21 protein-coding genes are annotated in these 23,491 nt (G+C 73.3%); 11 read left to right on the top strand and 10 right to left on the bottom strand.

Going from position 1 to position 23,491, the window contains the following annotated elements:
• Window positions 1–55: 55 nt before the first annotated feature.
• Window positions 56–898 (bottom strand): SAM-dependent methyltransferase, encoded by an 843-nt coding sequence (locus tag ACJ6WD_RS07710; protein ID WP_233655728.1) that lies wholly within the window; start codon window positions 896–898, stop codon window positions 56–58.
• Between the two features lie 614 nt (window positions 899–1,512).
• Between ACJ6WD_RS07710 and secD the strand changes: the two genes are divergently transcribed.
• Window positions 1,513–3,834: a protein translocase subunit SecD gene (gene secD, locus ACJ6WD_RS07705; RefSeq protein WP_407615358.1), complete on the top strand. Its 2,322-nt coding sequence runs from the start codon at window positions 1,513–1,515 to the stop codon at window positions 3,832–3,834.
• Window positions 3,835–3,885: 51 nt separating this feature from the next.
• Here secD and ACJ6WD_RS07700 read toward each other — a convergent pair whose 3' ends face one another.
• The 3 genes from ACJ6WD_RS07700 to ACJ6WD_RS07690 all read right to left on the bottom strand — a co-directional run bounded on the left by ACJ6WD_RS07700 (window position 3,886) and on the right by ACJ6WD_RS07690 (window position 7,407).
• Window positions 3,886–4,770: an SAM-dependent methyltransferase gene (locus ACJ6WD_RS07700; protein WP_376442091.1), complete on the bottom strand. Its 885-nt coding sequence runs from the start codon at window positions 4,768–4,770 to the stop codon at window positions 3,886–3,888.
• Window positions 4,771–4,858: 88 nt separating this feature from the next.
• Window positions 4,859–6,052 carry a M20 family metallopeptidase gene (locus tag ACJ6WD_RS07695; protein ID WP_233655731.1) on the bottom strand — a complete coding sequence of 398 codons (1,194 nt, stop codon included), beginning with the start codon at window positions 6,050–6,052 and terminating at the stop codon, window positions 4,859–4,861.
• A complete protein-coding gene (locus ACJ6WD_RS07690) occupies window positions 6,049–7,407 on the bottom strand; it encodes an MFS transporter (RefSeq protein ID WP_331246884.1) in 1,359 nt (452 codons plus the stop codon). Before ACJ6WD_RS07690 ends, ACJ6WD_RS07695 begins: the two co-directional genes overlap by 4 nt.
• A gap of 150 nt (window positions 7,408–7,557) precedes the next feature.
• On the opposite strand from ACJ6WD_RS07690, the gene ACJ6WD_RS07685 reads away from it, so the two are divergent.
• Entirely contained in the window at window positions 7,558–8,598 is a 1,041-nt protein-coding gene (locus tag ACJ6WD_RS07685; protein WP_407615357.1) for an Lrp/AsnC family transcriptional regulator, read from the top strand.
• Between the two features lie 48 nt (window positions 8,599–8,646).
• On the opposite strand, the gene ACJ6WD_RS07680 is transcribed toward ACJ6WD_RS07685, so the two are convergent.
• From ACJ6WD_RS07680 to dhaM, 6 genes are all read right to left on the bottom strand, one after another.
• On the bottom strand, window positions 8,647–9,870 hold the full coding sequence (locus tag ACJ6WD_RS07680; RefSeq protein WP_044371976.1) for a cytochrome P450: 1,224 nt from the start codon (window positions 9,868–9,870) through the stop codon (window positions 8,647–8,649).
• A gap of 187 nt (window positions 9,871–10,057) precedes the next feature.
• Complete coding sequence (locus tag ACJ6WD_RS07675) at window positions 10,058–10,939, bottom strand: alpha/beta fold hydrolase (protein ID WP_407615356.1); 882 nt, start codon at window positions 10,937–10,939, stop codon at window positions 10,058–10,060.
• Complete coding sequence (locus ACJ6WD_RS07670) at window positions 10,936–11,367, bottom strand: helix-turn-helix domain-containing protein (RefSeq protein ID WP_016576953.1); 432 nt, start codon at window positions 11,365–11,367, stop codon at window positions 10,936–10,938. Before ACJ6WD_RS07670 ends, ACJ6WD_RS07675 begins: the two co-directional genes overlap by 4 nt.
• A gap of 109 nt (window positions 11,368–11,476) precedes the next feature.
• Window positions 11,477–12,034 carry a DUF3291 domain-containing protein gene (locus ACJ6WD_RS07665; RefSeq protein WP_407615355.1) on the bottom strand — a complete coding sequence of 186 codons (558 nt, stop codon included), beginning with the start codon at window positions 12,032–12,034 and terminating at the stop codon, window positions 11,477–11,479.
• A 505-nt stretch (window positions 12,035–12,539) separates the two neighbouring features.
• Entirely contained in the window at window positions 12,540–13,766 is a 1,227-nt protein-coding gene (locus tag ACJ6WD_RS07660) for an amidohydrolase (protein ID WP_331246880.1), read from the bottom strand.
• Window positions 13,767–13,984: 218 nt separating this feature from the next.
• Window positions 13,985–14,377 (bottom strand): dihydroxyacetone kinase phosphoryl donor subunit DhaM, encoded by a 393-nt coding sequence (gene dhaM / locus ACJ6WD_RS07655; protein WP_331246879.1) that lies wholly within the window; start codon window positions 14,375–14,377, stop codon window positions 13,985–13,987.
• Between the two features lie 57 nt (window positions 14,378–14,434).
• Between dhaM and ACJ6WD_RS07650 the strand changes: the two genes are divergently transcribed.
• The 9 genes from ACJ6WD_RS07650 to ACJ6WD_RS07610 all read left to right on the top strand — a co-directional run bounded on the left by ACJ6WD_RS07650 (window position 14,435) and on the right by ACJ6WD_RS07610 (window position 23,439).
• A complete protein-coding gene (locus ACJ6WD_RS07650; RefSeq protein ID WP_331246878.1) occupies window positions 14,435–15,211 on the top strand; it encodes an IclR family transcriptional regulator in 777 nt (258 codons plus the stop codon).
• A 313-nt stretch (window positions 15,212–15,524) separates the two neighbouring features.
• Window positions 15,525–16,241 carry a dihydroxyacetone kinase subunit DhaL gene (dhaL, locus tag ACJ6WD_RS07645; RefSeq protein WP_233655740.1) on the top strand — a complete coding sequence of 239 codons (717 nt, stop codon included), beginning with the start codon at window positions 15,525–15,527 and terminating at the stop codon, window positions 16,239–16,241.
• 86 nt (window positions 16,242–16,327) lie between these two features.
• Window positions 16,328–17,425 carry a 4-hydroxyphenylpyruvate dioxygenase gene (gene hppD / locus ACJ6WD_RS07640; RefSeq protein ID WP_233655741.1) on the top strand — a complete coding sequence of 366 codons (1,098 nt, stop codon included), beginning with the start codon at window positions 16,328–16,330 and terminating at the stop codon, window positions 17,423–17,425.
• A complete protein-coding gene (locus ACJ6WD_RS07635) occupies window positions 17,422–18,603 on the top strand; it encodes an alpha-hydroxy acid oxidase (protein WP_376555844.1) in 1,182 nt (393 codons plus the stop codon). Before hppD ends, ACJ6WD_RS07635 begins: the two co-directional genes overlap by 4 nt.
• Window positions 18,600–19,517 (top strand): phytanoyl-CoA dioxygenase family protein, encoded by a 918-nt coding sequence (locus tag ACJ6WD_RS07630; RefSeq protein WP_016579309.1) that lies wholly within the window; start codon window positions 18,600–18,602, stop codon window positions 19,515–19,517. The genes ACJ6WD_RS07635 and ACJ6WD_RS07630 overlap by 4 nt, the downstream gene beginning before the upstream one ends.
• The gene (locus ACJ6WD_RS07625; RefSeq protein WP_233655744.1) at window positions 19,514–20,833 is read left to right on the top strand and encodes a PLP-dependent aminotransferase family protein; all 1,320 of its coding nucleotides are present in this window, start codon (window positions 19,514–19,516) and stop codon (window positions 20,831–20,833) included. The genes ACJ6WD_RS07630 and ACJ6WD_RS07625 overlap by 4 nt, the downstream gene beginning before the upstream one ends.
• The gene (locus ACJ6WD_RS07620; RefSeq protein ID WP_331246875.1) at window positions 20,830–21,768 is read left to right on the top strand and encodes a DMT family transporter; all 939 of its coding nucleotides are present in this window, start codon (window positions 20,830–20,832) and stop codon (window positions 21,766–21,768) included. Before ACJ6WD_RS07625 ends, ACJ6WD_RS07620 begins: the two co-directional genes overlap by 4 nt.
• A gap of 128 nt (window positions 21,769–21,896) precedes the next feature.
• The gene (locus tag ACJ6WD_RS07615; protein ID WP_331246874.1) at window positions 21,897–23,015 is read left to right on the top strand and encodes a prephenate dehydrogenase; all 1,119 of its coding nucleotides are present in this window, start codon (window positions 21,897–21,899) and stop codon (window positions 23,013–23,015) included.
• 49 nt (window positions 23,016–23,064) lie between these two features.
• The gene (locus ACJ6WD_RS07610; protein WP_233655747.1) at window positions 23,065–23,439 is read left to right on the top strand and encodes a 5-carboxymethyl-2-hydroxymuconate Delta-isomerase; all 375 of its coding nucleotides are present in this window, start codon (window positions 23,065–23,067) and stop codon (window positions 23,437–23,439) included.
• Window positions 23,440–23,491 lie beyond the last annotated feature (52 nt).

Raw genomic sequence — 23,491 nt, 5'->3', positions numbered from 1 at the left:
AAAAGAGAACAGGCCCCCGGCACCGTCGCGCCGGGGGCCTGCGTCCATCGGACGGTCAGTCCTTGCGGCCGAGCCCGGCGTAGAGCGGGATGTCCGCGTCGGACCAGGCTTCGGTGCCCACCTCGACGTGGTCCGGGCGCCAGCGGTGAACCGTCGTCAGGCCGGGGTCGACCAGCTCCAGTCCGTCGAAGAAGCCCAGCACCTCGTCCCTGCTCCGCGCGTTCACGTGCGAGCCCTTGGCCTCGAAGTTGTCCGAGACCTCCCGGAGTGCCTGCGGCTCGAAGTCGGCGGTGATGTACGTCAGGGCCAGGAAGCTGCCCGGGGCGAACTCCCCCATCAGGTCCCGGACGACGGCGTAGGGGTCGCAGTCCGTCGGGAGCCAGTGGAGCACCGCTATGAGCGTGAGGGCCACCGGCTGGCTGAGGTCGAGGGTGTCTCGCAGGATGCGGTTCCGCAGGATCGCGTGGGGCTGGCAGAGGTCCGCCGGTATGTAGGCGGTGCGGCCCTCGGGGCGGCTGGTGTGCAGGGCGCGTGAGTGCGCCAGCACGATCGGGTCGTTGTCCGCGTAGACGACGTGGGCCTGCGGCACCGTCGCCTGGACGACCTCGTGGAGGTTGGGCGAGGTCGGTATGCCGGTGCCGATGTCCAGGAACTGGCGGATGCCGGCCTCGGTCGCCAGGTAGCGGGCCGCCCGCTGCATGAAGGCGCGGTTCTGGCGGGCGATCGCGCCGGCGTTGGGCAGCGCCGCGAGGGTCTGCTCCGCCGCCTCCCGGTCCGCCGGGTAGTTGGTCTTGCCGCCGAGCAGGACGTCGTAGACCCGGGCGGCGTGCGGCCGGTCCGTGTGAAGTTCCACGGGCTCCTGGGGCGGCGCCCCCATCCAGTCCTCCGACACTGCCATGCGCGGGCCACCTTTCCCTCGTGCTGTCGTGCTTCCCCCCGCAACTTCCGTTCCCACCCTAGTGCGTTGACGAGGGCCGAACCGCACGGCCGACGGGCCGGCCGACCACGAGGGGGCGCCGCAGCCGGCCCTGCCGGACGGCGCGGGCGCCGGACGTGGCAGAGTGTCGCTAGGGGAGGGTTTGCGTACTGTGTCTGCTCATGTGGCGCGGCGGCGCCGATCCGTCCTGCTCGCGTTCCTCGCCGTGCTCGCCCTGCTCGTGCCGGGGGCCGGCGACGCCGCGGCCGCGGGACGGGCCGACGCTCCGTCCGCCACGGCCTGCGCCCACCACACGGCGTCCCGGGACGCCGCCGACCGCGGGCTGCCCCACTTCGCCGGTCCGACGACCCGTCACCTTCTCGCCCCCGCACCGGCGTCCGGCACCCTGCCCGCGCGTCAGGGTGCCCGGACGCCGCAGCGCACGCACCATGCCGCCCCGCCCGGTGCCGCCGTGGCCGACTCGCTCCGCTACGCCGGCCGGTGCCGGGACCGGGCCCCGCCCCAGCCTCCAGCTCCCTCGCACAACCCACCATCGGGGCCGCACCCGCGGCCCGCCCATGCCTGCTGGAGGCATTTTGACCCGCGCCACGAGGGTGCGGGCGCTGTTCGCGCTCGCGATCCTTGCACTCTCCACGTTCCTCGCGCTGACCCAGCCCGCACGGCTCGGTCTCGACCTGCGCGGCGGCACCCAACTCGTACTGGAAACCCGTGACTCCCCGACCGCCGAGGCCGATCGGGAAGCCACCGACCGCACCCTGGAGGTGCTCCGCCGCCGGGTGGACGCCCTCGGGGTGAGCGAACCGAACCTCTCCCGCGCCGGTGACCGCCGCATCGTGGTGGAGCTGCCCGGCCTCGACGATCCCGACGAGGCGGCCGAAGTCCTCGGCCGCACCGCCCAACTCACCGTCCATCCGGTCCTGGGCACGGCCGCCCCCGGCACCGCAACCGGCACCGGCCGCACCGCCCCCGCCGACGGCTCCACCGTCCTGCCCGACGACGCGGGCACCCCACTGCGCCTGGGCCCCGCCGCCCTGACCGGTGCCGAAGTGCGGCGCGCGGCGGCCGAGTTCGACGGCCAGGACGGCAGCGGCTGGTCCGTCGGCCTCACCCTGCACGGTGCCGGGGAACGGGCCTGGGCCCGGCTGACCGGCAAGGCGGCCTGCGCCGCACCCGACGATCCGGCCCGGCGCGCCGCGATCGTCCTGGACCGCAAGGTCATCTCGTCGCCGCGGGTGGAGGCGTCCGTGGCGTGCGGCGTCGGCATCACCGGGGGGACGACCCGGATCACCGGCGGCTTCGACCAGCACGCGGCGCAGGAACTGGCGCTGCTGATCAACGGCGGGGCGCTGCCGGTGCCGGTGGACATCGTCGAGCAGCGGGCGGTCGGCCCGACGCTGGGCGCGCTGGCCATCACCTCCAGCGCCCAGGCGGCGGTCATCGGGGTCGCGTTGACGGCCGTGTTCATCACCGTCGTCTACCGTCTGCTCGGCGCGCTCGCCACGCTGGCGCTGGCCTGCTACGCGCTGATCTCCTACGCGGCGCTGCTGGCCCTGGGCGCCACCCTCACCCTCCCGGGCCTCGCCGGGTTCGTCCTGGCGATCGGGATGGCCGTGGACGCCAACGTGCTGGTCTTCGAGCGGGCCCGCGAGGAGTACGCGGCGGGGCCCCACGCCCGTCCGCGCACCCTGCGCAGCGCGCTGGCCGCCGGCTTCCGCAACGCGTTCAGCGCCATCGCCGACTCCAACGTCACCACCCTGCTCGCCGCGGTGCTGCTGTTCTTCTTCGCGTCCGGGCCGGTGCGCGGCTTCGGCGTCACCCTGTGCATCGGGGTGGCCGCCTCGATGGTCAGCGCGTTGCTGGTCACCCGGGTGCTGGCGGAGTGCGCGCTCGCGCTCCGGCCGGTTGGGCGCCGCCCCCGGCTGACCGGTCTGGCCGGCCTCGGCCGGGTGCGGTCCTGGCTCTCCCGGCGCCGCCCGGACCTGATGCGGCACCGGCGCCGCTGGCTGGCGCTGAGCGGTGCCGCGCTGCTCCTGGCCGGGTCCGGGATCGCGGTCCGCGGCCTCGACTACGGGGTGGAGTTCACCGGGGGCCGGATGGTCGAGTACACGACGACCCGGCCGGTCGACGCCGAGCGGGCCCGCGCCGCGCTCGGCACGGCGGGCCTGGACCGGGCCCAGGTCTCCACCTCCGGCGACCGCACCCTGACGGTGCGCACCGAACGGCTGTCGGCGGCGCAGCTCACCGCGGCGGGTCGGGTCGTCGACGAGCTCGGCGGCGGGGCGCAGAAGGTGCGCGACGAGCTGATCGGCCCGAGCCTGGGCGAGGAGCTGCGCCGCGGCGCGCTGGTGGCCCTCGGGCTCGCCCTTCTCGCGCAGTTGGGCTACCTCGCCGTGCGCTTCCGCTGGACGTTCGCGCTGTCGGCCGTGGTCGCCATGGCGCACGACGTCGTCGTGCTGGTGGGGGTGTTCGCCTGGCTCGGCAAGCCGCTGGACGGTGTGTTCCTGGCGGCGCTGCTGACCGTCATCGGCTACTCGGTCAACGACTCGGTGGTGGTCTTCGACCGGGTGCGGGAACTGCGTGGCGCCGGCCGCGGCACGTCGTTCCCCGACCTCGCCAACACGGCCGTGCTCCAGACCGTGCCGCGCACCGTCAACACCGGGATGGGCGCGGTGTTCATCCTGGCCGCGCTCGCCTTGTTGGGCGGGGACACGCTGACCGACTTCGCGCTGGCGCTGCTGATCGGCATCGTCGTCGGGACGTATTCGTCGGTGTTCACCGCGACTCCGCTGGCGGTCGTCCTGGAGCGGAACGGCGGTGCGTCGCCGCGGCGTTCGGGCCGCCGCCCGGCGCGGCGCGGTGGCCGCCCGGAGCGGTGGGACACCGGTGCCCGCGTCTGACCGCTGACGTCCGCCCCGAGGCGTCGGACGCGCCGCTTCCGCACCGCCGGGTCACCGCTCGGCGGTGAGGAAGCGGCCGTGTTGCGCGGTGCGGCCCATCAGACCGTGCAGGTCCCGCCCGTACGCGGCGGCGACCTCGTAGGTCGGGACGGACCGCACGGCCCAGCCGGCGGCGGTGAGCTGCCGGTCGGGGTCCGTCTTGCCGGCGAAGTGCCACAGGTCGGCGAGGTCCACGCCGAGTTGGCCGGCGGCCGCGCGGAACTCCGGGTCCTCGATGAGGGGGCGGACACTCGGCGCCAGGTGTTCGGCGGCCAGCCGGCTGCCGGGCGCGGACAGCCGGCCGATCCGGTCGAGGAACCGCCGTTCGGCGTCGGCGGGCAGGAACGGCAGCAGTCCTTCGGCCAGCCACGCCGTCGTCCGGTCGGGGTCGAATCCGGCGTCCCGGAGCGCCGTGGGCCAGTCGCCCCGCAGGTCGGCCCGGACCGGGTGGCGGGCGCAGCGGGGGCGGGCGCCGAGGCGGTCGAGGACGCCGTCCTTGAACGCCAGCACCCGTGGCTGGTCGATCTCGAACAGCTCGGTGCCCGGCGGCCAGTCCAGGCGGAAGGCCCGGGCGTCCAGGCCGGCGGCCGTCACCACCACCTGGCGGACGCCGCCGGCCGCCGCCGTCATCAGGAACCGGTCGAAGAACCGGGAGCGGACTCCGAGGTACTGCGCCAGCGAGGTCCACACGTCGCGCGCGACGTCGGACATCCGCGCGGTGTCGGCCAGCCGCTGCGGGACGGGCACGGGCGGGTCGGCGGCCGCCACGAAGGCGGCGGCGTAGGGGTCGCTGACGAGGTGGTCGGGGCGTTCGGTCTCCAGGGCCCGGCCGGCCGCGACGCCGAGTGCGGTCAGTCCCACCCCGGTGACGATGTCCCACTGTTCGAACTGCGGCATGCGGGACTCCTCCGCCGGGGACGGGCCGGACATAGGGGATGCCGAGGGCCCTGTCACTGTGACCGGGAGTGCGGGACGGTGCAAGCACCTAGGCGGTACGCGTCAGCCGCCGGGCCGCCAGTTCCGCGTAGACCGCCGCGCCGTCCGCCAGGACCGCGTCGTCGAACTCGGCCAGCGGGGAGTGGTTGTTGGCGCTGCGCTCGGGGTCGGCACCGGCCGGTGGCGCCCCGAGGGTGAGCATCGCGCCGGGCACCTCGGCCAACACCCGGGAGAAGTCCTCGGACCCGTGCAGCGGCTGCGGCAGGGGGGCGAAGCGCTCCTCGCCGAGGGCCTCGCGGACCGTGTGCGCCGCGAACTCGGCTTCCGCGTGGTCGTTGACCGTGACCGGGTACAGCTCGGCGAAGTCGGCGTCCACCGCGACGCCGTACGCCGCGGCGATGCCCCGGCACACCTCCACCGTGCCGTCCTTGACGCGCGCCTGGGCCTCGGCCGAGAAGCTGCGCACGGTCGCCTCGAAGACCGCGGTGTCGGGGATGACGTTCTGTTGGGTGCCGGCGTGGAAGGTGCCGACGGTGAGGATCACCGGGTCGAAGACGTCGAAGGTGCGGGTGATCCACGTCTGGAGCGCGGTCACCATGGCGCAGCCGGCCTGCACCGGGTCCTTGGCGCGGTGCGGCATCGAACCGTGCCCGCCGGCGCCGCGCACCGTCACCCGCAGCACGTTGGACGCGGCGAGGGCCGGGCCGCCGCGGGTGCCGAAGACGCCGCCGGGCAGCCCGGCGGACATCACGTGCACCGCGTAGGCGGCGTCGGGTCGGCGCCCGGCGGCGTCGAGGAGCCCTTCGGCCAGCATGTGCCGGGCGCCGTCGAAGCCCTCTTCGCCGGGCTGGAACATGAAGAGCACGTCGCCCGCGAGCCGGTCGCGGTGGGCGGAGAGCAGCTTCGCGGCGCCGGTGAGCATGGTGGTGTGCAGGTCGTGGCCGCAGGCGTGCATGCGGCCGGTGTCGGCGGCGAAGTCCAGGCCGGTGCGCTCGGCGACCGGTAGCGCGTCCATGTCCCCGCGGAGCAGCACGACGGGGCCGGGGGCGGCACCGCGCAGCACCGCCGTCACGGAACTCAGCCCCGCGCCGGTGCTCACCTCCAAGGGGAGGCCGGCGAGTTGGGCCAGCACGGTCTCCTGCGTGCGGGGCAGGTCCAGGCCGACCTCCGGCGTGCGGTGCAGGGTGCGCCGCAGGTGCACCAGGTCGGCGGAGAGGGCGCGGGCGTCGTCACGGAGGTTCATGCGGGGTCCTCACAGGTCGCAGGGGAGGTGGTGGCGCTGGTGGAGGGGTCGGTCGGGGGGCGGAGAAGGAACGTCCCGAGGAAGGAGACGGCCGCGGCGCCGGCGGCCCACCAGGGCACCAGCGTCAGGTGCCCGGCCTTGCCGAGTGCCTGGGCGAGCAGCGGGAAGGTTCCGCCGAACAGCCCCGTGGCGAGGGTGAACGGCACGCCCATCGCCACCACCCGCACGGCCACCGGGAACAGCTGGGCGAAGAGCACGTTCGCCAGCCCGATCGGCGCCGCGATCAACAGCAGGTAGACGACGGTGACCAGCCACATCGGCAGGGTCCGGTGTGCCAGCGCGGTCATCAGCGGGACGGTGGCAACGGTCAGCAGCGCCAGTCCGGTGCGCAGGGTGCGCAGCGCGCCGAGCCGGTCGGCGAGCCGGCCGACGACGGCCATCGCGGCGATCAGTGCCAGCAGCGGCAGCAGCATCGCGGCGGCCGAGTCGGCGGCGGAGACGACGCCCAGCTGCGCGGCGTACTGGGGCAGGTAGGTGGTGCCGAAGTAGTAGCCGATGGTGGCGCCGAGGGTGATCAGGAACACCGCGGCGAGCTGGCGGGAGTGGGTGCGCAGCAGGGCGCGCCGCTCGGCGCCGGTGGGGCGGTGGGCGGCTTGTTCGGCGAATTCCTCGCTCTCCTGGGCGCCGCGCCGGATCCACAGGGCCAGCAGTCCCAGCACGGCCGCCACCAGGAAGCCGATCCGCCAGCCGCCGCCGGTGACGCCGTCCTTGCCGAGGGTGGTGAGCAGCAGCGTCAGCACGCCGAAGGAGAGGATGTTGCCGATGATCACGCCGGAGTAGGAGAGGGCGCTGTAGAGGAACCGCACGGAGCGCGGCGCGGTCTCGGTGACGTACGCGGCGGCGCTGGGGTTCTCACCGCCCATCGACAGGCCCTGGACGAGGCGCAGCCCCACCAGCAGCACGGGTGCCGCCGCGCCGATCGTCGCGGCCGTCGGGAGGAGTGCGATCAGCACGCTCGCCACCGAGATCACGGCCATGCTGAGCGTCAGGCCGAAGCGGCGGCCGCGGGTGTCGGCGATCCGGCCCATCAGGTACGAGCCGAGCGGCCGGACGACGAAGCCGACCGCGAAGCCGAGGTAGGCGCCGAGCAGTTGGGTCACGGGGTCGTCGCCGGGGAAGACCTGCGCGGCGAAGAACGGGGCCAGCACCGCGTAGAGCGTCCAGTCGAAGGATTCGACGACGCCGCCGACGGTCGCCGCGAGCAGCGCGCGACGGCCCTTGCGGACGTCCTCACCGGTGCTTGGGGTGCTGCCCCTTCCGGTCTGCGTTCCGCCGCTTGCGACCGCTGGAGTCATCGCGAACCTCTTTCCCCACGGGACCCGGGACATCCCCGGACCGTCCGTGCCGGGCGGCCTGCCCGGCTGGGAGGACATGCTGCTCAGCGCCGTGAGCGGGGCAAACGGAATACCTTGGGAATGCAGGAAAGACACAGCAAGGCGGCCCTCATGCAGGAAACCGGTGTCCTCAGTGGTCTCGACGCGCGGCTGGTCCATGCGTTGCAGATCTCGCCGCGGGCGTCCTGGCAGACCGTGGCACCGGTCCTCGACATCGACCCGGTCACCGCGGCCCGCCGCTGGAGCCGGCTGGAGCGCTCGGGGCTGGCCTGGGTGACCGGCTATCCGGGCCGCCGCCTCCTGGAGCGGCTGGTCACCGCGTTCATCGAGATCGACTGCCGGTCGGGCAGTGTGGACGCGGTCGCCCGGGCGCTCGCCGACGTCCCGCAGGTCGCGACCGTCGAGCACATGGCGGGCGGACGGGACCTGCTCATCACCGTCTTCGTGCCCGGCCTCGGCGAACTCTCCGGGCTGCTGCTCGGCACCATCGCGACCCTGCCGGGGGTGACCGCCACCCGTGCGGGGATCGCCACCCGCCTCTACGGCGAGGGCAGCCGGTGGCGGCTGCGGGCGCTGACCGCCGCCCAGGGCGAGCAGTTGCGGACCACCGCCGCGCCTCCGCCGCGCACCGGTGCCGCGGTCTCCCTCGACGGTCCCGACCGGGCGCTGTTGCCCGAGCTGTCGCGGGACGGCCGGGCGAGCGCGGTCGCCCTGGGCCGGGCGGTCGGGCTGAGCGCGCCCACCGTCCGGCGCCGGGTCGGGCGGCTGCTCACCGATCACGATCTGGCGCTGCGCTGTGAGGTGGCGCGCGAACTGACCGAGTGGCCGGTCTCCGCGACCTTGTGGGCGAGCGTGCCCGCGGAGCGGTTGCCGGAGGCGGTGCGGGTGCTGCTGACGCTTCCCGAGGTCCGGCTGTGCTCCTCGGTGACCGGTCCGCAGAACCTGCTGTTCACGGTGTGGCTGCACACCGTGGCCGACGTCCAACGGCTGGAGACGCGGCTCGGGGAGCGGTTGCCGCAGCTGGTCCTGCGGGACCGTTCGGTGGTCCTGCGGCAGACCAAGCTGATGGGGCGGCTGCTGGATCCGCGGGGCCGGGTGACCGGGGTGGTCCCGGTGGATCCCTGGGCGGACGCCCGCGCCGCGGAGGCGTGATCCTCCGCGGCGTCGGGGGTGCGGCCGGCCCGCGTGCAACGGGGTCGTTCAGCGCTCGCGGTCGCGCAGGCGCAGCCGCAGCTGCCGCGGTCCGCGGGTGAACACGCCCGCGTCGGGCGGTGCCACGCCGTCGGCGAACGCCAAGTCGGGGAAGGCGTCGAGGAGTTGGTTGACGCTGGTCTCGACTTCGGCCTTGGCCAGCAGGGCGCCCACGCAGAAGTGCCGGCCGAGGCCGAAGGCGATGTGCCGTGCGGCGGCGCTGAAGGCGGTGTCCGGGGTGAGGTCGGAGCGGAGGAGGTCGAAGGCGTCGGGGTGGGCGTAGCGGTCGGCGTCGCGGTTGGCCGCGCCGATCAGGCAGGTGACGGTGGCCCCGGCGGGCACGGTGCCCCCGCTGACGGTGACGTCCTCGGCGGGCTGCCTCATGATCATCTGTACCGGCGGGGTGTGGCGCAGCGTCTCGGCGAAGGCGGCGGGCACCAGGGAGCGGTCGGCGCGGACCGCGGCGAGTTGTTCGGGGTGGGCGAGGAGGTTGCGGACGACCAGGGCGATGGCCTTGTCCGTGGTCTCGCCGCCCGCGGACAGCAGCAGGCTCACGAACGCGGTGATGTCCTGGTCGGTCATCCGGACGCCTTCGACCTCGGCGGTGCACAACCGCGAGAGCAGGTCGTCGCCGGGTGCGGCGCGCCGTTCCTGGATGATCGGGTGGAGGTAGGCGGCGAGTTCCTCCCCCGCGCGGCGCCCGGCGTCCGCGATCGCGGGGTCCTGGGCGAGGTTGGCGATGAAGCCGACGACGGCGGTGTACCAGTCGTGGAAGCGGTCGTGGTCGGCCCGGTCCAGTCCGAGCATGTCGACGATCACGTTGATGGGGAGCCGGGTGGCGAACTGTGCCACCAGGTCCACCTCGTCGTCGTCGCGGAAGGCGTCGATCAGTTCGCGGGCGTTCCGCTCGATGAGGGGCTGGAACGTCTCGCGCAGTTCCCGGCCGCGGAAGGCGGGGGCCACCAGGGCCCGGCGCACGGCGTGTTCGCGGCCGCTGAGCTGCGGCAGGGTGCGTCCGCCGTGCGCCGGTTCCAGTTGCCAGATGTAGTTGTCGCTGGTGAACACCGGTTCGCGGAAGGCCCGTTCCACGTCGTCGTAGCGGGAGAGCAGATAGCTGCCCGTGCCCTCGTGGTGCAGCAGCGGATAGTGCTCGCGCAGCACCCGGTACGCCGGGTAGGGGTCGGTCGCGAACTGTGCCGACAGGATGTCAGGAGCCTGCGGGATGCTAGTCACGACGCGTGACGCTAGGGCCCGGCCTGGGGGCCGTCCAGAGTGCCTCGCGGGGTGCGCGGGGGCGCAGGGGGGCGCATGCCCGGGCGCGGGCACACCCCTGCCCGGACGCCGGCTCCGCCCTCCACCGGCACGACACCGCGCACCCCAACTCACCTCTTCCGCAATGCCGTTGACGACGACGGCCAGTTCAGTCCCGCAGGAAGTCCCGGATCACCTCGGTCTGGCCGAAGATCGCATGGCCGACGCCGGGCAGCAGGTGGACCGTGGCCTGCGGGACGCAGCGGCGCATCCGCCGAGCGGTCTCCGCCGCGTCGAACAGGGCGTCCTGGTCCCCGGTGAGCACCAGCACCGGTCCGCCCAGTCGGCTCAGCGCCTCGTCGGGGAAGACCGGCAGCCGCTCGGTCCGCGCCTTGAAGTGGGTGAAGGTGAGGACCACGGTGTCGAGGACGGGCTGGAGCGCGGGGTCCTTGATGCCCGTCCCCGCACGCACCGAACGGAGCATCCCCCGGCGACCGAAGGCCCGCAGCAGCAGGGCCTTGAACAGCCACCCCATCTTCTGCCGGCCCACACCGCCTGGGCACAGCAGCGCCAACCGCGTCACCCGCGCCGGGCGGCGGTCGGCGTAGTCCAGCGCCAGCCACCCGCCGAGGGAGGTCCCGACCACCGCAGCGGCCGTGAGGCCGAGCCCCTGCCAGACGTCGTCCAACCACTGCGCGTGCGCGTCCGAGGCCAACGGCAGCCGGTTGGGCGCGCTCAGGCCGGGCTCGCCGAGGACGTCCACGGCGTAGGTGCGGAAGTGTTGCGCCCAGGAGGCGATGTCGCCCCGCCACATCGTGGCGTTGGCGCCCGAACCGTGCAGCAGCACCACGGGAGGGGCGTCCTCGGGACCGGAGACGACGACGAAGGTCTCGCCGTGCCGGGTCGGCACCCGCACCCGCTCGGCCGGCACCGGCCAGGCGTCCAGCACCTCCTGGTAGCGGCGCCGAATCTCCGCCGCGCCGGCCTCGGACGTGTACAGCGCGCTCGTCCCGCCGCCCGCCCCCGTGCTCGTGCCCTCGTTCGTGCTCACGATGTGAGTACCCCCTCCATGTAGTCGAACAGCCGGGCCGTGTCGGCCAGTCCGCCCAGGACGACGACCTTCAACCGGGCCCGGTCCTTGTCGTGGACCGTCTGGATCCGCAGCGGCCGCTCCCCCGGCCCGCGGCTGGTGGCCGCGGACATCAGGAGCGAGGCCAGCCGGTCGGCCGTCGCGGTGTCGATGTCCTCGATCTCGACGATGCTCGACGCCTCGCAGTGACGCTCCCGGCTGACCGCTTCGTCGTGCGGCGCGGGCACCGGACGGCCGGTGAAGGCTTCCAGGTCCGCGTGCGCGATGCGGTACTGCTTGCCGATGCGGACCGCGGGCAGCCGCCCGTCGCGCACGTAGTTGCGGACGGTGCGCACGTGCAGGCCCAACCGCTCGGCCACCTGCTCCACGGAGTACAGACGATCACTCATGAAAATACCCTAACCTTCCCCATCGGCAACTCCAATAGGGAAGGTTAGGGAATATGAGGAAGAGTGCGGAGGGCGTTCGACAGCGAACCCAGTCGTTCAGGCTTCCCTGTCAGCGAGCCTGGTCGCTCTTCGGCCCGATGCCTTTGGTCCTGGTCGGAGTTCCGTCCGGGGCGAACGCGTGGTGGAAGGTGAAGGCGTGCGGCGCGGGGCCGAGGTCGTGGAGCCGTTCCAGCGTGGAGACCCCGTCCTGCCAGGTGGGTGTCACGCCGTCGGAGACCCACCAGAACACGTAGTTCGGGTGTGCCGCCCGCTCGAACCAGTCGTAACGCCTGTTCAGCGCCTCACGGTGCAGACCGGTGTAGATGGCGTCGAAGGCGGAGCGCAGGTCGGTCCAGAGTGAGAGGGTCGCGGCCAGGGCGATGGTTTCCACCGTGCGGCCCTTGCCGTACCAGGCCGGTACGGCGAACTCGCCCCAGGCACCCCAGTCCAGGTCGAAGTGTGAGCCCCGGCCGCCTTCCGCCGCCTCAGCATGGGCGAGGTAGCCGGGGTGCTGACTGATCTTCCGGTAGACGGCCTCACCACTGTCGTAGAACTCGCGCGTGAGAGGCGCGGGATCGGCGAGGGGTGCCTTCAGGACGCCGAATGTGTACAGAGCAAGATGGGGCATGTGTCTCTCCCTGGTCGGGGGTGCCTGGCGTGGTCCCGGTCCGGTGGCTTACCCAAGGGGCGAGGATTCGTGGGGCGTGACCGCCGCGTCCCGTCGCGGGTGGCTCAGCCTGACGGAACTCCCGTGTGACCGTGGGCGACCACCGAAGACCAGGTGAAGGTAGCCGCCTCTGCGGGCCCTGTCGAAGTTGCGTTTTCCCGCCCCAAGTGGCCTCTTGCACAGGCCCTTGCGGTGGCTGGGACGGTGACGTGCGGGGCAGGCTGCGGGGTGCCGTGATCCACTTCGACCGATCGGTTCGCCCGCCATGCCCAGCACCGACAGCGGGTGCCTGCGCAGGGGGTGCGGCACGCCGCGTACGGACGCTCCCAGGCATGCATCGCCCGGGAGGCCGGGCCGCGTTGGGACACCGCGCGCCGCCGGCGTGGCCGGTTCGCCCGGCAGGGCCCGCCCGGCGGGGCATCGCCCCGTTCAGGTCGGCGTCGACCGTGCGCCGCCGGCCGGCCGGTCAGCAGAGGGCGCCGTCGCGGGCGACCACCCGGCCGGCCCGGACGACCATCCGCCGCTGCGGCACGTCCACCACGGCCTGGGCCAGGCACTCGCCGTCGACGAGGAGGAAGTCGGCCGGCGCCCCGGGCGTGAAGTCGGCCCGCGGCAACCCGACGAGCTCGGCCCCGTCGTGCGCGGCGGCCAGGTAACAGGCGTCGAGCTCCTCGTCGAGCCGGGCGCCGGTGCAGTATCCGAGGAGGTGCGCGCGGTGCAGCATGTCGCCGGTGCCGAAGGGGCTCCACGCGTCGCGCACGCCGTCGGAGCCGATGCCGACCCGCACCCCGTGCGCGCGCAGTCGACGGTGCGGCAGCACGGACCCCGAGTCGGCGGCCACCGTGGTCAAGGAGACGCCCGCCGCGGCGAGTTCGTCGGCCAGCTCGTCGAGTTCCCGCGGCTGAAGTCCCGGCAGGCAGAAGACGTGGCTGACGGTGACGTGGCCGCCCATGTCCAGGGCGCGGGTGCGCGCGATGATCTCGCGCAGGGGGGCCAGGCCCCGGGCGCCGCGGTCGTGCAGGTGGACGTCCACCCCGAGGCGGTGGCGCTCGGCCAGGCCGAACACGGTGTCGAGGTGCTCGGGGTTGTCGTCGAAGCCCGCCGGGTCGATGCCGCCGACCAGGTCGATCAGGCCGTTGCGAGCCGCCTCGTCCAGCAGCGCGTCGGTGCCGGGTGCCTGGCGCAGGCCGTGCTGGGGGAAGCCGACGGTCTGGACGTCGAGGACGCCGGCGAGGGCAGCGCGCGCCTCGTTGATGCCGACGAGCCCTTCGAGCCCGAAGGCGGGTGCCACATCGGCGTGCGCGCGCATGGCGCGGGTGCCGCACGCCGCGGCGTGGGCCATCAGCCGGTGCGCCCGCACGCCGACCGGAGTGGGCAGCGCACGGGAGAGTTCGACGTCCTGCGCCACGTGGTCGGCGATCCCGTGGGCGGGGCGGCGGCGGGTGTACCAGGGCTCGCCCCACGTCGTCTTGTCGGGGTGGATGTGCGCGTCGACGAGCGTGGGCAGCGCGAGCAGACCGGCGCATTCCACCACCTCGGACGCCGCCCCGGGGGCCGCACCGCCGGTGGCGTCGGCCACGGCGTCGACGACGCCGTCCACGACGGTGAGGTCGACGGGCGGCCCGCCGAGGAGCCGGACGCCGCGGAAGACGACGGTGCGGGGACGGGACTGCGCGGCGTGCGAGGAGGTCATGGCTGGCGGTCCGCAATTCTGATCGGGGGCACGGGCGGGGCGGCGTTGTCCTCCACCTTGATCGACGGCGGCCGGCGGGGCAATGACGCAGTTCCGATGGCGGCCATTGGTGTCGTCTATGGCTGTGCGGCAGCGGGATCGTGTGCCCGGCGGAACGCGGCCCGGGGCGGCGGCCACGGCCGGTCGTTCGGGCAACCGGCGCCGGGCCTCGCGCACGGTCAGAACTTGCTGAGGGTCCGGGCCTCCTCCGCGGCCCGGGCGACGGCGGGCAGTGCGGCGCCGGTCGCCGCGGTGACGGCCGCCACGACGGCGCCCTCGACGAACGGGGCGTCGGCGAGCACGGCGTGGATCTCGGGGTGTTCGTCCAGGACCAGGCGGGTGGTGAGCACCGAACTGCCCAGGTCCGGCAGGACCAGCACGCCGGCGCCGGTGGCGGCGCGGTCGAGCGCGGCCAGCACGCGGGCGTAACTCGTTCCGGTGCGGCCGTCGTCGGTGCCGCCGGCCGCGACCACGGTGACCGCGCCGCCGGCCATGTCGGTGGCCAGCGACCGTACGCCCAGGGCGATTTCCGCGCGGTGCGACACAAGTACGATGCCAACCAGCGGTGTCATGAACAAGGACCCTATGGGTCGGAACACTGTTCAGCAATACTGACCGAGGAGTGGTTCATGGTCCAGGCGGTGCACAGAGCGATCCACGTACTGCGGGAACTCGCCACGGCGACCCCGCGGTTGGGCGTGACCGAGCTGGCCGACCGGGTCGGCGTGGCCAAGCCGACCGCCCACGCACTGCTGCGCACCCTGGAGGCGGAGGGCCTGGTCGTCCAGGACCGGGAGAGCGGCAAGTACCAACTGGGACCGGGTCTGGTGACGTTGGGCAACGCCTATCTCGATTCGCACGAGTTGCGGACCCGTGCGGTGACCTGGGCCGACCGGCTCGCCTCCCAGTCCGAGGCCGCTGTCTGGGCCGGCATCCTGACCGACGGCCAGGTGCTGGTGGTGCACCACGCGTTCCGCCCGGGCGGGGCGGTGCAGGTGTTGGAGACGGGGGCCAGTCTGCCCTGGCACGCCTGCGCGCTGGGCAAGGCGATCGCCGCCTTCCTGCCCGCAGCGGGCCGTGCGGCCCTGCTGGCGGGTGCCTTGCCGCGGGTCACCGGATTCAGCCTCGACGATCCGGAGCGCCTGGAGGCCCAGTTGGACCGGGTGCGCGAGACCGGCTACGCGGTGGACGAGAACGAGTTGACGCTCGGCGACGCGGGCATCGCGGCGCCGGTCTTCGACCGCACCGGCGAAGTGGTCGGTGGTCTGGGCCTGGTGGGTCCGGTGGAGCGACTCATGGCCGAAAGCACCCGCCAGGAACACGCCATCGCGGTGCGCGAGGCCGCCCGCAGCCTGTCCCGGGACCTCGGCGCCCCGCGCAACGCCGGCCTGCACGCCTGCGATTGAGGTTGCCGGACACCCCTCCCCACTTCAGCGCCGCGGGATTCACGGGCCCGCACCGGCGCGCGAGCCGCAGCCGGACTCCCGTCCGCCGCCGCACCTCCACGTCACCCCCGCTTCATCAACCCGCCTTCCGCAGGCCGCGCTTCGCCCCACGACCGTCAAGCCTGCGATCACGTGTGCGGGAAAACCTTGACGCAGCCGGGGTCGCTGGGTTTTGCTTCCTATCGGCATTCGGTAATGCCGAACACCTTTCGGTAATGCGTTGGTAATCCAGCCGCGGAGCACTGCGGCGCGGGGGATCGAAGGAGCGCCTGCCATGCGGGAGCCTGCGGGGGAGCCCGAGACGTTACGGGGCCGTGCCGACGTGCCCGGTCGGGACGTGGTGGACAGTTCCCTCGTCCTCGACTGGCTGCGGCGCGTCAGCACGGCCATGCACCAGCACCAGCACCACCTCATCGACCTCGACTCGGCCATCGGGGACGGGGACCACGGGGCCAACATGGCCCGCGGGTTCGCCGCGGTCCGCGTCACGCTCGACGCCCCGTCCCGAGCACCGGCCTCCCCCGGCGCCGCCCTGGCGGCCGCGGGCAGCACCCTCGTCTCCGTCGTCGGAGGCGCCTCCGGTCCCCTGTACGGGGGCGCCTTCCGCACCTGGGGAGCCGCCCTCGGCACCGCACCGGAAGTCGGCACCCTCCGGTTCGCGGCCGGGCTCACCGCCGCGCTGGCCACCATGCAGCGCCTCGGCGCGGCCGTCCCCGGCGACAAGACCATGATCGACGCCTGTTCACCCGCCGTCAGCGCCTTCCGGGCGACCGCGGAGTCCGGCGGCGACTTCGCCTCGGCCGCCCACGCCGCGGCCCGCGCCGCCGAGACCGGCATGCTCGCCACCATCCCGCTACAGGCCAGAAAGGGCCGCGCCGCGTACCTGGGGCTGCGCAGCATCGGGCACCAGGATCCCGGCGCCACCTCGGCCTGTTACGTCTTCCGCGCCCTCGCCGAAGCGGCGGGGGCACCCGTGACCCCCTCTCCTTGACCGCACCGTCACCCCCGCCCGCGGCGTTCCGCGGCGCGGCCGGCCGGTGCGCCCCCACACCCTTCAGTTCGAGAGATTGGACCAGTGTGACCGCCCATTCCGTCGACCATGTCGAGTTCTTCGTCGGTGACGTCAACCAGGCGTCCCACTACTACTGCAGCACCTACGGATTCCGCGTGGTGGCCGAGGCCGGCCCGCTCACCGGGCTGGCCGGCGCCCGGTCGCTCGTCCTGGCCCACGGCGGCGTCCGCCTGGTGCTCACCTCGGCCCTGCACGCCGACCACGCCGCCTCCCACTTCGTCCGCAAGCACGGGGACGGCATCCGGGACGTGGCCCTGCGGTCGACGGACGCGGCCGGCGACTTCGCCCGTGCGGTGGCCGCGGGCGCCGATCCGGTCTCCGCGCCCGAGACCTTCGAGGACGCCGGCGGACGGGTCGTCCGGGCCACCATCGCCGCGACCAACGACCTGGTGCACACCTTCATCGAACGTGACGATCCGTCAGGCCCGTTCCTGCCGCAGCGTTATCTGCCCGTCGACGACGGCGCGGCCGACGCCGGGCTGTTGCGGTCCGTCGACCACCTGGCCTTCGTCCTGCGTCCCGGATCCCTCGACACCATGGTCGACTTCTACGGCCGGGCGCTGGGCCTGAAGCACACCTACGACGAGTACATCGTCGTCGGCGGCCAGGCGATGGCCTCCAAGGTGGTCCAGGACGAGACCCGTGGCATCACCTTCACCATGGTCGAGCCCGACCCGACCAGCGACCGCGGCCAGCTCAACGACTTCCTCGACGGCTTCGACGGCCCCGGCGTGCAGCACGTCGCCTACGCCACCGACGACATCGTCACCGCCGCCCGGGAACTGCGCCGCTCCGGCGTGGAGTTGCTCAGCACCCCGGCCGGCTACTACGCCTCGCTGGCCGAGCGCGGGATCGAGGTGGGCGTCGACCCGGCCGTCCTCCAGGAACTGGGGCTGCTCGCCGACCGGGACGAGTGGGGACAGCTCGTGCAGGTCTTCACCCGCTCCCCGTACGCCCGCCGCACGGTGTTCTTCGAGCTGATCCAGCGGCTCGACGCCCGCACCTTCGGCAGCGGCAACATCAAGGCCCTCTACGAAGCCGTCGAACGGGAACGCGCCGACAACGCCGTACCGGCGGGTGCCTCGGCGAGGGCCGGCGGGTGACCGCGCCCACCACCTCCCCCGACACCCGGCCGGACCTGCTGCTCAACCCACGGGACTACGAGTCCGCGGCCCGGGACCGCCTCGACCGGTCGGTGTGGGACTACATCGCCGGCGGCAGCGGCGACGAGCTGACCCTGCACGAGGACCGCGCGGCCTACGGCCGGTACCGGCTGCGGCCCCGCGCCCTCGTCGACGTGTCCCACTGCGAGCCGGCCACCACCCTGCTCGGCCACCCGGTGGCGTTCCCCGTGGGCATCGCGCCCATGGCCTACCACCAGCTGGTGCACCCGGACGGCGAACTCGCCACCGTCCGCGCGGCCGGCGCGGCGGGCGCACTCACCATCGCCAGCACCTTCGCCAGCACGTCGCTGGAGGACGTCGCCGCGGCCGCCACCGGACCGCTGTGGCTCCAGCTGTACGTGCTGCGCCGCAGGGAGGTCACCGCGTCGCTGGTGCGGCGCGCCGAGGCCGCCGGCTACCGGGCCCTGGTGATCACCGTCGACACCCCGCGGATGGCCCGCCGGGAGCGCGACCTGCGCAACGGGTTCCGCCTGCCGCCGCACATCCGCCCGGCCAATCTCGACCGGGACCACGAGGCCGGGCTGCACCAGGGCGGCGCCGGCGGCTCCTCGCTCGCCGGGCACGCCGCCCGGCACCACGACGCCGCGTTCACCTGGGACGACCTGGCGTGGATCCGGTCGCTGACCGACCTGCCGCTGGTCCTCAAGGGCGTGCTCACCGCGGAGGACGCCCACCGGGCGGCCGGGCTGGGCGTGGCTGGGCTGATCGTGTCCACCCACGGAGGGCGTCAACTCGACGGCGTCGTACCGGCGTTGGAGGCGCTTCCGGAGGTCGTCGCGGCCGCCGGAGACCGGTGCGAGGTCCTCGTCGACGGCGGCGTCCGGCGCGGCACGGACGTGCTCAAGGCACTGGCGCTCGGGGCCCGCGCGGTCCTGGTCGGCCGGCCGGTCCTCTGGGGCCTGGCGGTCGACGGCGAGCCCGGCGCGGCGCAGGTGCTGTCCACCCTCCGGGCGGAGTTGGAGGAGGCGATGGCACTCACCGGCCGGCCCCGGCTCTGCGACGTCACCCGCGATCTGCTGCGCCCCGCCGGGGGGCAGCCGCACCACCCGACCCTCCCCACGCAACCCCACACCACCGAGACGAAGGATCCGGCATGACGATCGACGACGCCCGTTTCCCGCTGACCGCCGCCGAGCGGGAGTTGCTGCCCACCGAAGAGGAGGTGCAGTTCTTCCAGGAGCACGGCTACTACCTGTCGAAGAAGCTGCTCACCGACGAGGAGGTCGACCTGCTGGACTCCGCGGCCGACCGCTTCTACGCCGGCCACCGGGACCGCACCCTGCCCACCCGACCGCCGCGGCTGGCGTACTGGGAGCCGGACAAGGGCGACGTGCACCGGCACAACGACTACATCTTCTACGAGGACGACACCATCCGCTCCATCCTGGCCAAGCCGATCATCGCGGCGGTCGCCGGCCTGATCTCGCGGACCAGCCAGATACGCCTGTGGAACAGCACCCTGATCCACAAGCCGCAGCGGGCGGACGACGAGCGCAACATCGTGCCCTGGCACTTCGACCGGCACTACTGGCAGACCTGCTCCTCCGACGAGATGCTGACCGCCTTCATCCCGTTCCACGACTGTGGTGAGGAGATGGGCACCATCACGATGGTGGACGGCAGCCACCGTTGGAAGGAGACCGGCAACGACGACTCCACCAGCCGCCACTTCGCCGAGCGCGACCGCTCCGAACTGGAGGACATGCTCGCGGAGAACGCCGCCTTCAACAACGTGGAGGTCCGCAAGGTGCCCATCACCATCCCCAAGGGGCACATCAGCTTCCACCACTGCCGCACCTACCACGGCAGCGGCTACAACGTCAGCGACCGACCCCGCCGGGCCATCTCGCTGCACCTCCAGGACCGCACCAACCAGTGGCGTCCCTTCGAGCTGTCCGACGGCGGCCAGGTCGTCTACAACAACGACGTGCTGGTCCGGAAGGACGCCGCCGGCAACCCCGACTACACCGACCCGGACTTCTGCCCGGTCCTGTGGGAGGACGCCAGGTGAGCCAGGATCCACCCACCATCGAACTGCCGAGCCGCGCGCTGCACGGCTCGCTCGCCGATCCGCTGATGGAGGTGATGAACTTCCTCAACGAGGTCACCTCCCGCTACCCGGAGGCGATCTCCTTCGGCCCCGGCCGCCCCTACGAGGGGCTCTTCGAGGTCGAGCGGATCGGCGACTACCTCGCCGCCTACCAGCGGTACCTCATCGAGGACCGGGGCTGCACCCCCGACCAGGTCCGGACCCTGCTGTTCCAGTACGGGCGCACCAACGGCCAGATCCACGAGCTGGTCGCGCGCGCCCTGCAGCACGACGAGGGCATCACCGCCGACCCGGATTCCCTGGTCGTCACGGTGGGCGCGCAGGAGGGCATGTTCCTGGTCCTGCGCGCCCTGTTCGCCGACCCGTCGGACGTCCTGTTGGTCTCCTCGCCGTGCTACGTGGGCATCACCGGCGCGGCCCGGCTGCTGGACATCGAGACGGTGCACGTGCCGGAGGGCCCCGAGGGGTGTGATCCGGACGTCTTGCGGCGCACGGTCGCCGAACTGCGGGCCGCCGGCAAGCGCCCGCGGGCGTTCTACGTGGTGCCGGACTTCTCCAACCCCACCGGCACCTGTCTGCCGGTCGCCGAACGGCGGCGGCTGTTGGAACTGGCGGAGGCCGAGGACCTGCTCGTCCTGGAGGACAACCCCTACGGGTTCTTCACCCCGACGGGCAGCGGCCTGCCCACACTCAAGGCACTGGACGAGCGGCGGCGGGTGGTCTACCTCGGTTCGTTCGCCAAGACCTGCTTCCCCGGCGCCCGGGTCGGCTACGTGGTCGCCGACCAGCACGTACGGGCCCCGGACGGCACCCGCACGCTGCTGGCCGACGAACTGTCGAAGATCAAGGGCATGGTGACGGTGAACACCCCGGCGCTCAGCCAGGCGGTCATCGGCGGCATGCTGGTCAGCCACGACTTCCGGCTGCGGGAGGCCAACAAGCCGGCCGCGGACTTCTACCAGTCCAACCTCCGGGTCCTGTTGGACAGTCTGGACCGGCTGCTCCCCCGCGCCCGGCGGGAGGCGGCCGGAATCAGCTGGAACGTGCCGTCGGGTGGCTTCTTCCTGACCATGACGCTCCCGGTTCCGGCGGACAATGCACTGTTGGAAGAGTCCGCCCGCGAGCACGGAGTGATCTGGACACCGATGAGCTACTTCTATCCCGAAGGTGACGGCGGACGTCACCAAATACGGCTCTCCCTGAGCTACTTGACGCCTGGTCAAGTGGCGGAGGGCGCCCGCCGGCTGGTCGCCCTGTTGGAAGGGAGGTGCGGATGAACGCCGTCCTGTACGTCGTGACGGTGCTGATCTGGGGCTCCACCTGGCTAGCCATCAAGGGGCAGTTGGGGGACGTGCACCCCACGGCGTCGATCGCGTACCGCTTCGCGTTGGCCGCCGTCATCCTGCTGGCCTGGGCCCGGCTGCGCGGGCTGCCGATGCGCTATCCGCTGCGGGTGCACGGTCAGTTCGTCCTCATGGGCGGGCTGATGTTCTCCACCAACTTCGTCTGCTTCTACTTCGCCGAGCAGTACCTGACCACCGGACTGGTCTCGATCGTCTTCGCCATGTCGCTGCTGGTGAACATGGTGTTCGCACGGGTCTTCTTCCGGCGTTCGATCACGGCGAAGATGCTGGTCGGCGGGGCCATCGGGCTGCTGGGGATCGTCACGGTGTTCTGGCCGGAGTTCCAGCACTTCGGCCTGTCCTCCGGTTCGGGCCAGGGCATCGCGCTCTCCGTGGTCGGCACCCTGGTCTTCTGCCTGGGCAACGTGGTCTCCGGCAAGACCCAGGCGGCGGGCGTCCCGGTGGTCCAGGGCACCGGCTACGCCATGGCGTACGGGGCGCTGCTGATGGCCCCGTTCGCCGCGTTCTACGGGCACGGGGCGCTGTTCCAACCCACCATGAAGTACACCGGCTCGCTGCTCTACCTCGCGGTGTTCGGTTCGGTGGTGGGCTTCGGCGCGTACCTCACCCTGCTCGGCCGGATCGGCGGCGAACGCGCCGCCTACGCGATGGTGCTCTTCCCGATCGTGGCGCTGCTGCTGTCCACGGTCTTCGAGAAGTTCACCTGGACCGGCCGGGACCTGGCGGGCGTGGCGCTGATCCTCCTCGGCAACGCGGTGATGCTCACCAATCCGGCGCTGCTGCGGCGCCTGACCGGCAAACCGGCCCCGGCCGGGGAACCCGCGGCACCCGCCCCGGCCGACCGGTAGCGGCACCACCCGGCACGACCGGCACCACCCGTGCCGCATGCACGCCCCTCCCGGGCCCGTCCGTCCGCCGTCCCGGTCGGGCCCGGGACCCCGCACCGTCCGCCCCCGTACGGCCGAGGAGCGTCACCTTGCACACCGCCGCAGTCGTCGGCACCGGTCTCATCGGTACCTCGATCGCCCTGGCCCTGTCCGCCCGCGGAGTCACCACGCATCTGCTCGACCGCGATCCCGACCGCGTCCGGATAGCCGTCGCGCGCGGCGCCGGCACCCCCGGGCCCCCGTCGGAACCGGTGGACATCGCGGTCATCGCCGTTCCCCCGTCGCGCACCGCCCGGGCCCTCGCCGAGCACCAACGGGCCGGGCTCGCCCGCGTCTACACCGACGTGGCGAGCGTCAAGGCCCTTCCGCACGCCGAGTGTCTGGCCCTCGGCTGCGACACCACGACGTTGGTGGGCGGCCACCCGCTGGCCGGCCGCGAACGCTCCGGCCCGCTCGCGGCCCGCGCCGACCTCTTCCAGGACCACCACTGGGTGCTCACCCCCACGCCGGACACCACCGAGGCCGCCCTCAACCGGGCCCTGGAACTGGTGTCGCTGTGCGGAGCGGTGCCGGCGCTGCTGGAACCGCCGGACCACGACCGCGCCGTGGCCCTCGTCTCGCACCTCCCCCACCTCATGGCGACGCTCACCGCCGGTCGGCTGCGCGAGGGCGAGGAGTACGCGGTCCGGCTCGCCGGTCGCGGCATGCGCGACGCCACCCGGGTCGCGTCCGGCGACGCCGCGCTCTGGGCCGACATCCTCGCCGCCAACGCCACCGCCCTGGCCCCGCTCCTGACCGAGCTCCGCGCGGACCTGGCGACCGCCGCCGAGGCGCTGTCCCAGCTGTCCACCGCCACCACGGACCCGGCGGCCACCGCCGAGGCCCTGGCCGACCTGACCGCGCTCCTCCAGCGCGGCGTCGAGGGCCGCGCGCGCATCACGCCCCCGTACAACGACCCGGCGTCCCGCCCGCACACCATGCTCTCGGTCGCCCTGGGCGACCACGACCGACCGCTGTCGCGACTCCTGGACGACGTGGACGAGGCACGGTTGGAGCTGGACGACGTGGACCTGGCGGGTCTGGCACCGCACCGCCCGGACCCCCGCGGCGCCGGCACCGCGGCCGACTCCGTCGGCCTCAAGGTGGCCCCGGGCGTGGCACGCCCCCTCACCGAGGCCCTCCGCGACCGCGGCTGGGCCGTCCGTTAGCTTTCACCCCGCAGCCACCGCCATCCCCTGCTCCTGAGGAGACTTCCCCATGCCGCACATCCTGGTCGACCACGACGCGTCGCTCCGCGAGGCCCTGGACCCCCGCCGCTTCGCCCACGCGCTGCACGCCCTCGCCGCCGAGACCGTGGACGGCATCACCGTCGAGAGCTGCAAGACGCGGTTCCGCTGCGTCGACGAGGCCGTCATCGCCCATGACGAGCCCCAACAGTCCCTCGTCCACGTGGACTTCGCCATCCTGCCGGGACGCAGCACGGACACCAAGACCCGCCTGGCCGAGGCGGTGCTGGAGCTGGTGCGCGCCCACACGGCCGCGGCGACCGACCGCACGGTGCACGCCTCCGTCGAGGTCCGTGACCTCGACGCGGCCTACGTCAAACACGTACGGCCGGCCGCAGCGCGGTGACGGACGGCGCCCCGGGCGCCGGACAGGGGCACGCCGGCCGCGGGAGGTCGTC

The organism is Streptomyces sp. VTCC 41912, assembly GCF_045799175.1.
Taxonomy (GTDB): Bacteria; Actinomycetota; Actinomycetes; order Streptomycetales; family Streptomycetaceae; genus Streptomyces; species Streptomyces albulus_C.
This window is presented reverse-complemented; position numbering and strand designations above follow the sequence as displayed.

Bases quoted from the DNA above. Each gene is read 5' to 3' on its own strand.
- ACJ6WD_RS07710 (WP_233655728.1), bottom strand. From the start codon at position 898: ATGGCAGTGTCGGAGGACTGGATGGGGGCGCCGCCCCAGGAGCCCGTG.
- ACJ6WD_RS07700 (WP_376442091.1), bottom strand. From the start codon at position 4,770: ATGCCGCAGTTCGAACAGTGGGACATCGTCACCGGGGTGGGACTGACC.
- ACJ6WD_RS07695 (WP_233655731.1), bottom strand. From the start codon at position 6,052: ATGAACCTCCGTGACGACGCCCGCGCCCTCTCCGCCGACCTGGTGCAC.
- ACJ6WD_RS07690 (WP_331246884.1), bottom strand. From the start codon at position 7,407: ATGACTCCAGCGGTCGCAAGCGGCGGAACGCAGACCGGAAGGGGCAGC.
- ACJ6WD_RS07685 (WP_407615357.1), top strand. From the start codon at position 7,558: ATGCAGGAAACCGGTGTCCTCAGTGGTCTCGACGCGCGGCTGGTCCAT.
- ACJ6WD_RS07670 (WP_016576953.1), bottom strand. From the start codon at position 11,367: ATGAGTGATCGTCTGTACTCCGTGGAGCAGGTGGCCGAGCGGTTGGGC.
- ACJ6WD_RS07665 (WP_407615355.1), bottom strand. From the start codon at position 12,034: ATGCCCCATCTTGCTCTGTACACATTCGGCGTCCTGAAGGCACCCCTC.
- ACJ6WD_RS07660 (WP_331246880.1), bottom strand. From the start codon at position 13,766: ATGACCTCCTCGCACGCCGCGCAGTCCCGTCCCCGCACCGTCGTCTTC.
- dhaM (WP_331246879.1), bottom strand. From the start codon at position 14,377: ATGACACCGCTGGTTGGCATCGTACTTGTGTCGCACCGCGCGGAAATC.
- ACJ6WD_RS07650 (WP_331246878.1), top strand. From the start codon at position 14,435: ATGGTCCAGGCGGTGCACAGAGCGATCCACGTACTGCGGGAACTCGCC.
- dhaL (WP_233655740.1), top strand. From the start codon at position 15,525: ATGCGGGAGCCTGCGGGGGAGCCCGAGACGTTACGGGGCCGTGCCGAC.
- ACJ6WD_RS07630 (WP_016579309.1), top strand. From the start codon at position 18,600: ATGACGATCGACGACGCCCGTTTCCCGCTGACCGCCGCCGAGCGGGAG.
- ACJ6WD_RS07620 (WP_331246875.1), top strand. From the start codon at position 20,830: ATGAACGCCGTCCTGTACGTCGTGACGGTGCTGATCTGGGGCTCCACC.
- ACJ6WD_RS07610 (WP_233655747.1), top strand. From the start codon at position 23,065: ATGCCGCACATCCTGGTCGACCACGACGCGTCGCTCCGCGAGGCCCTG.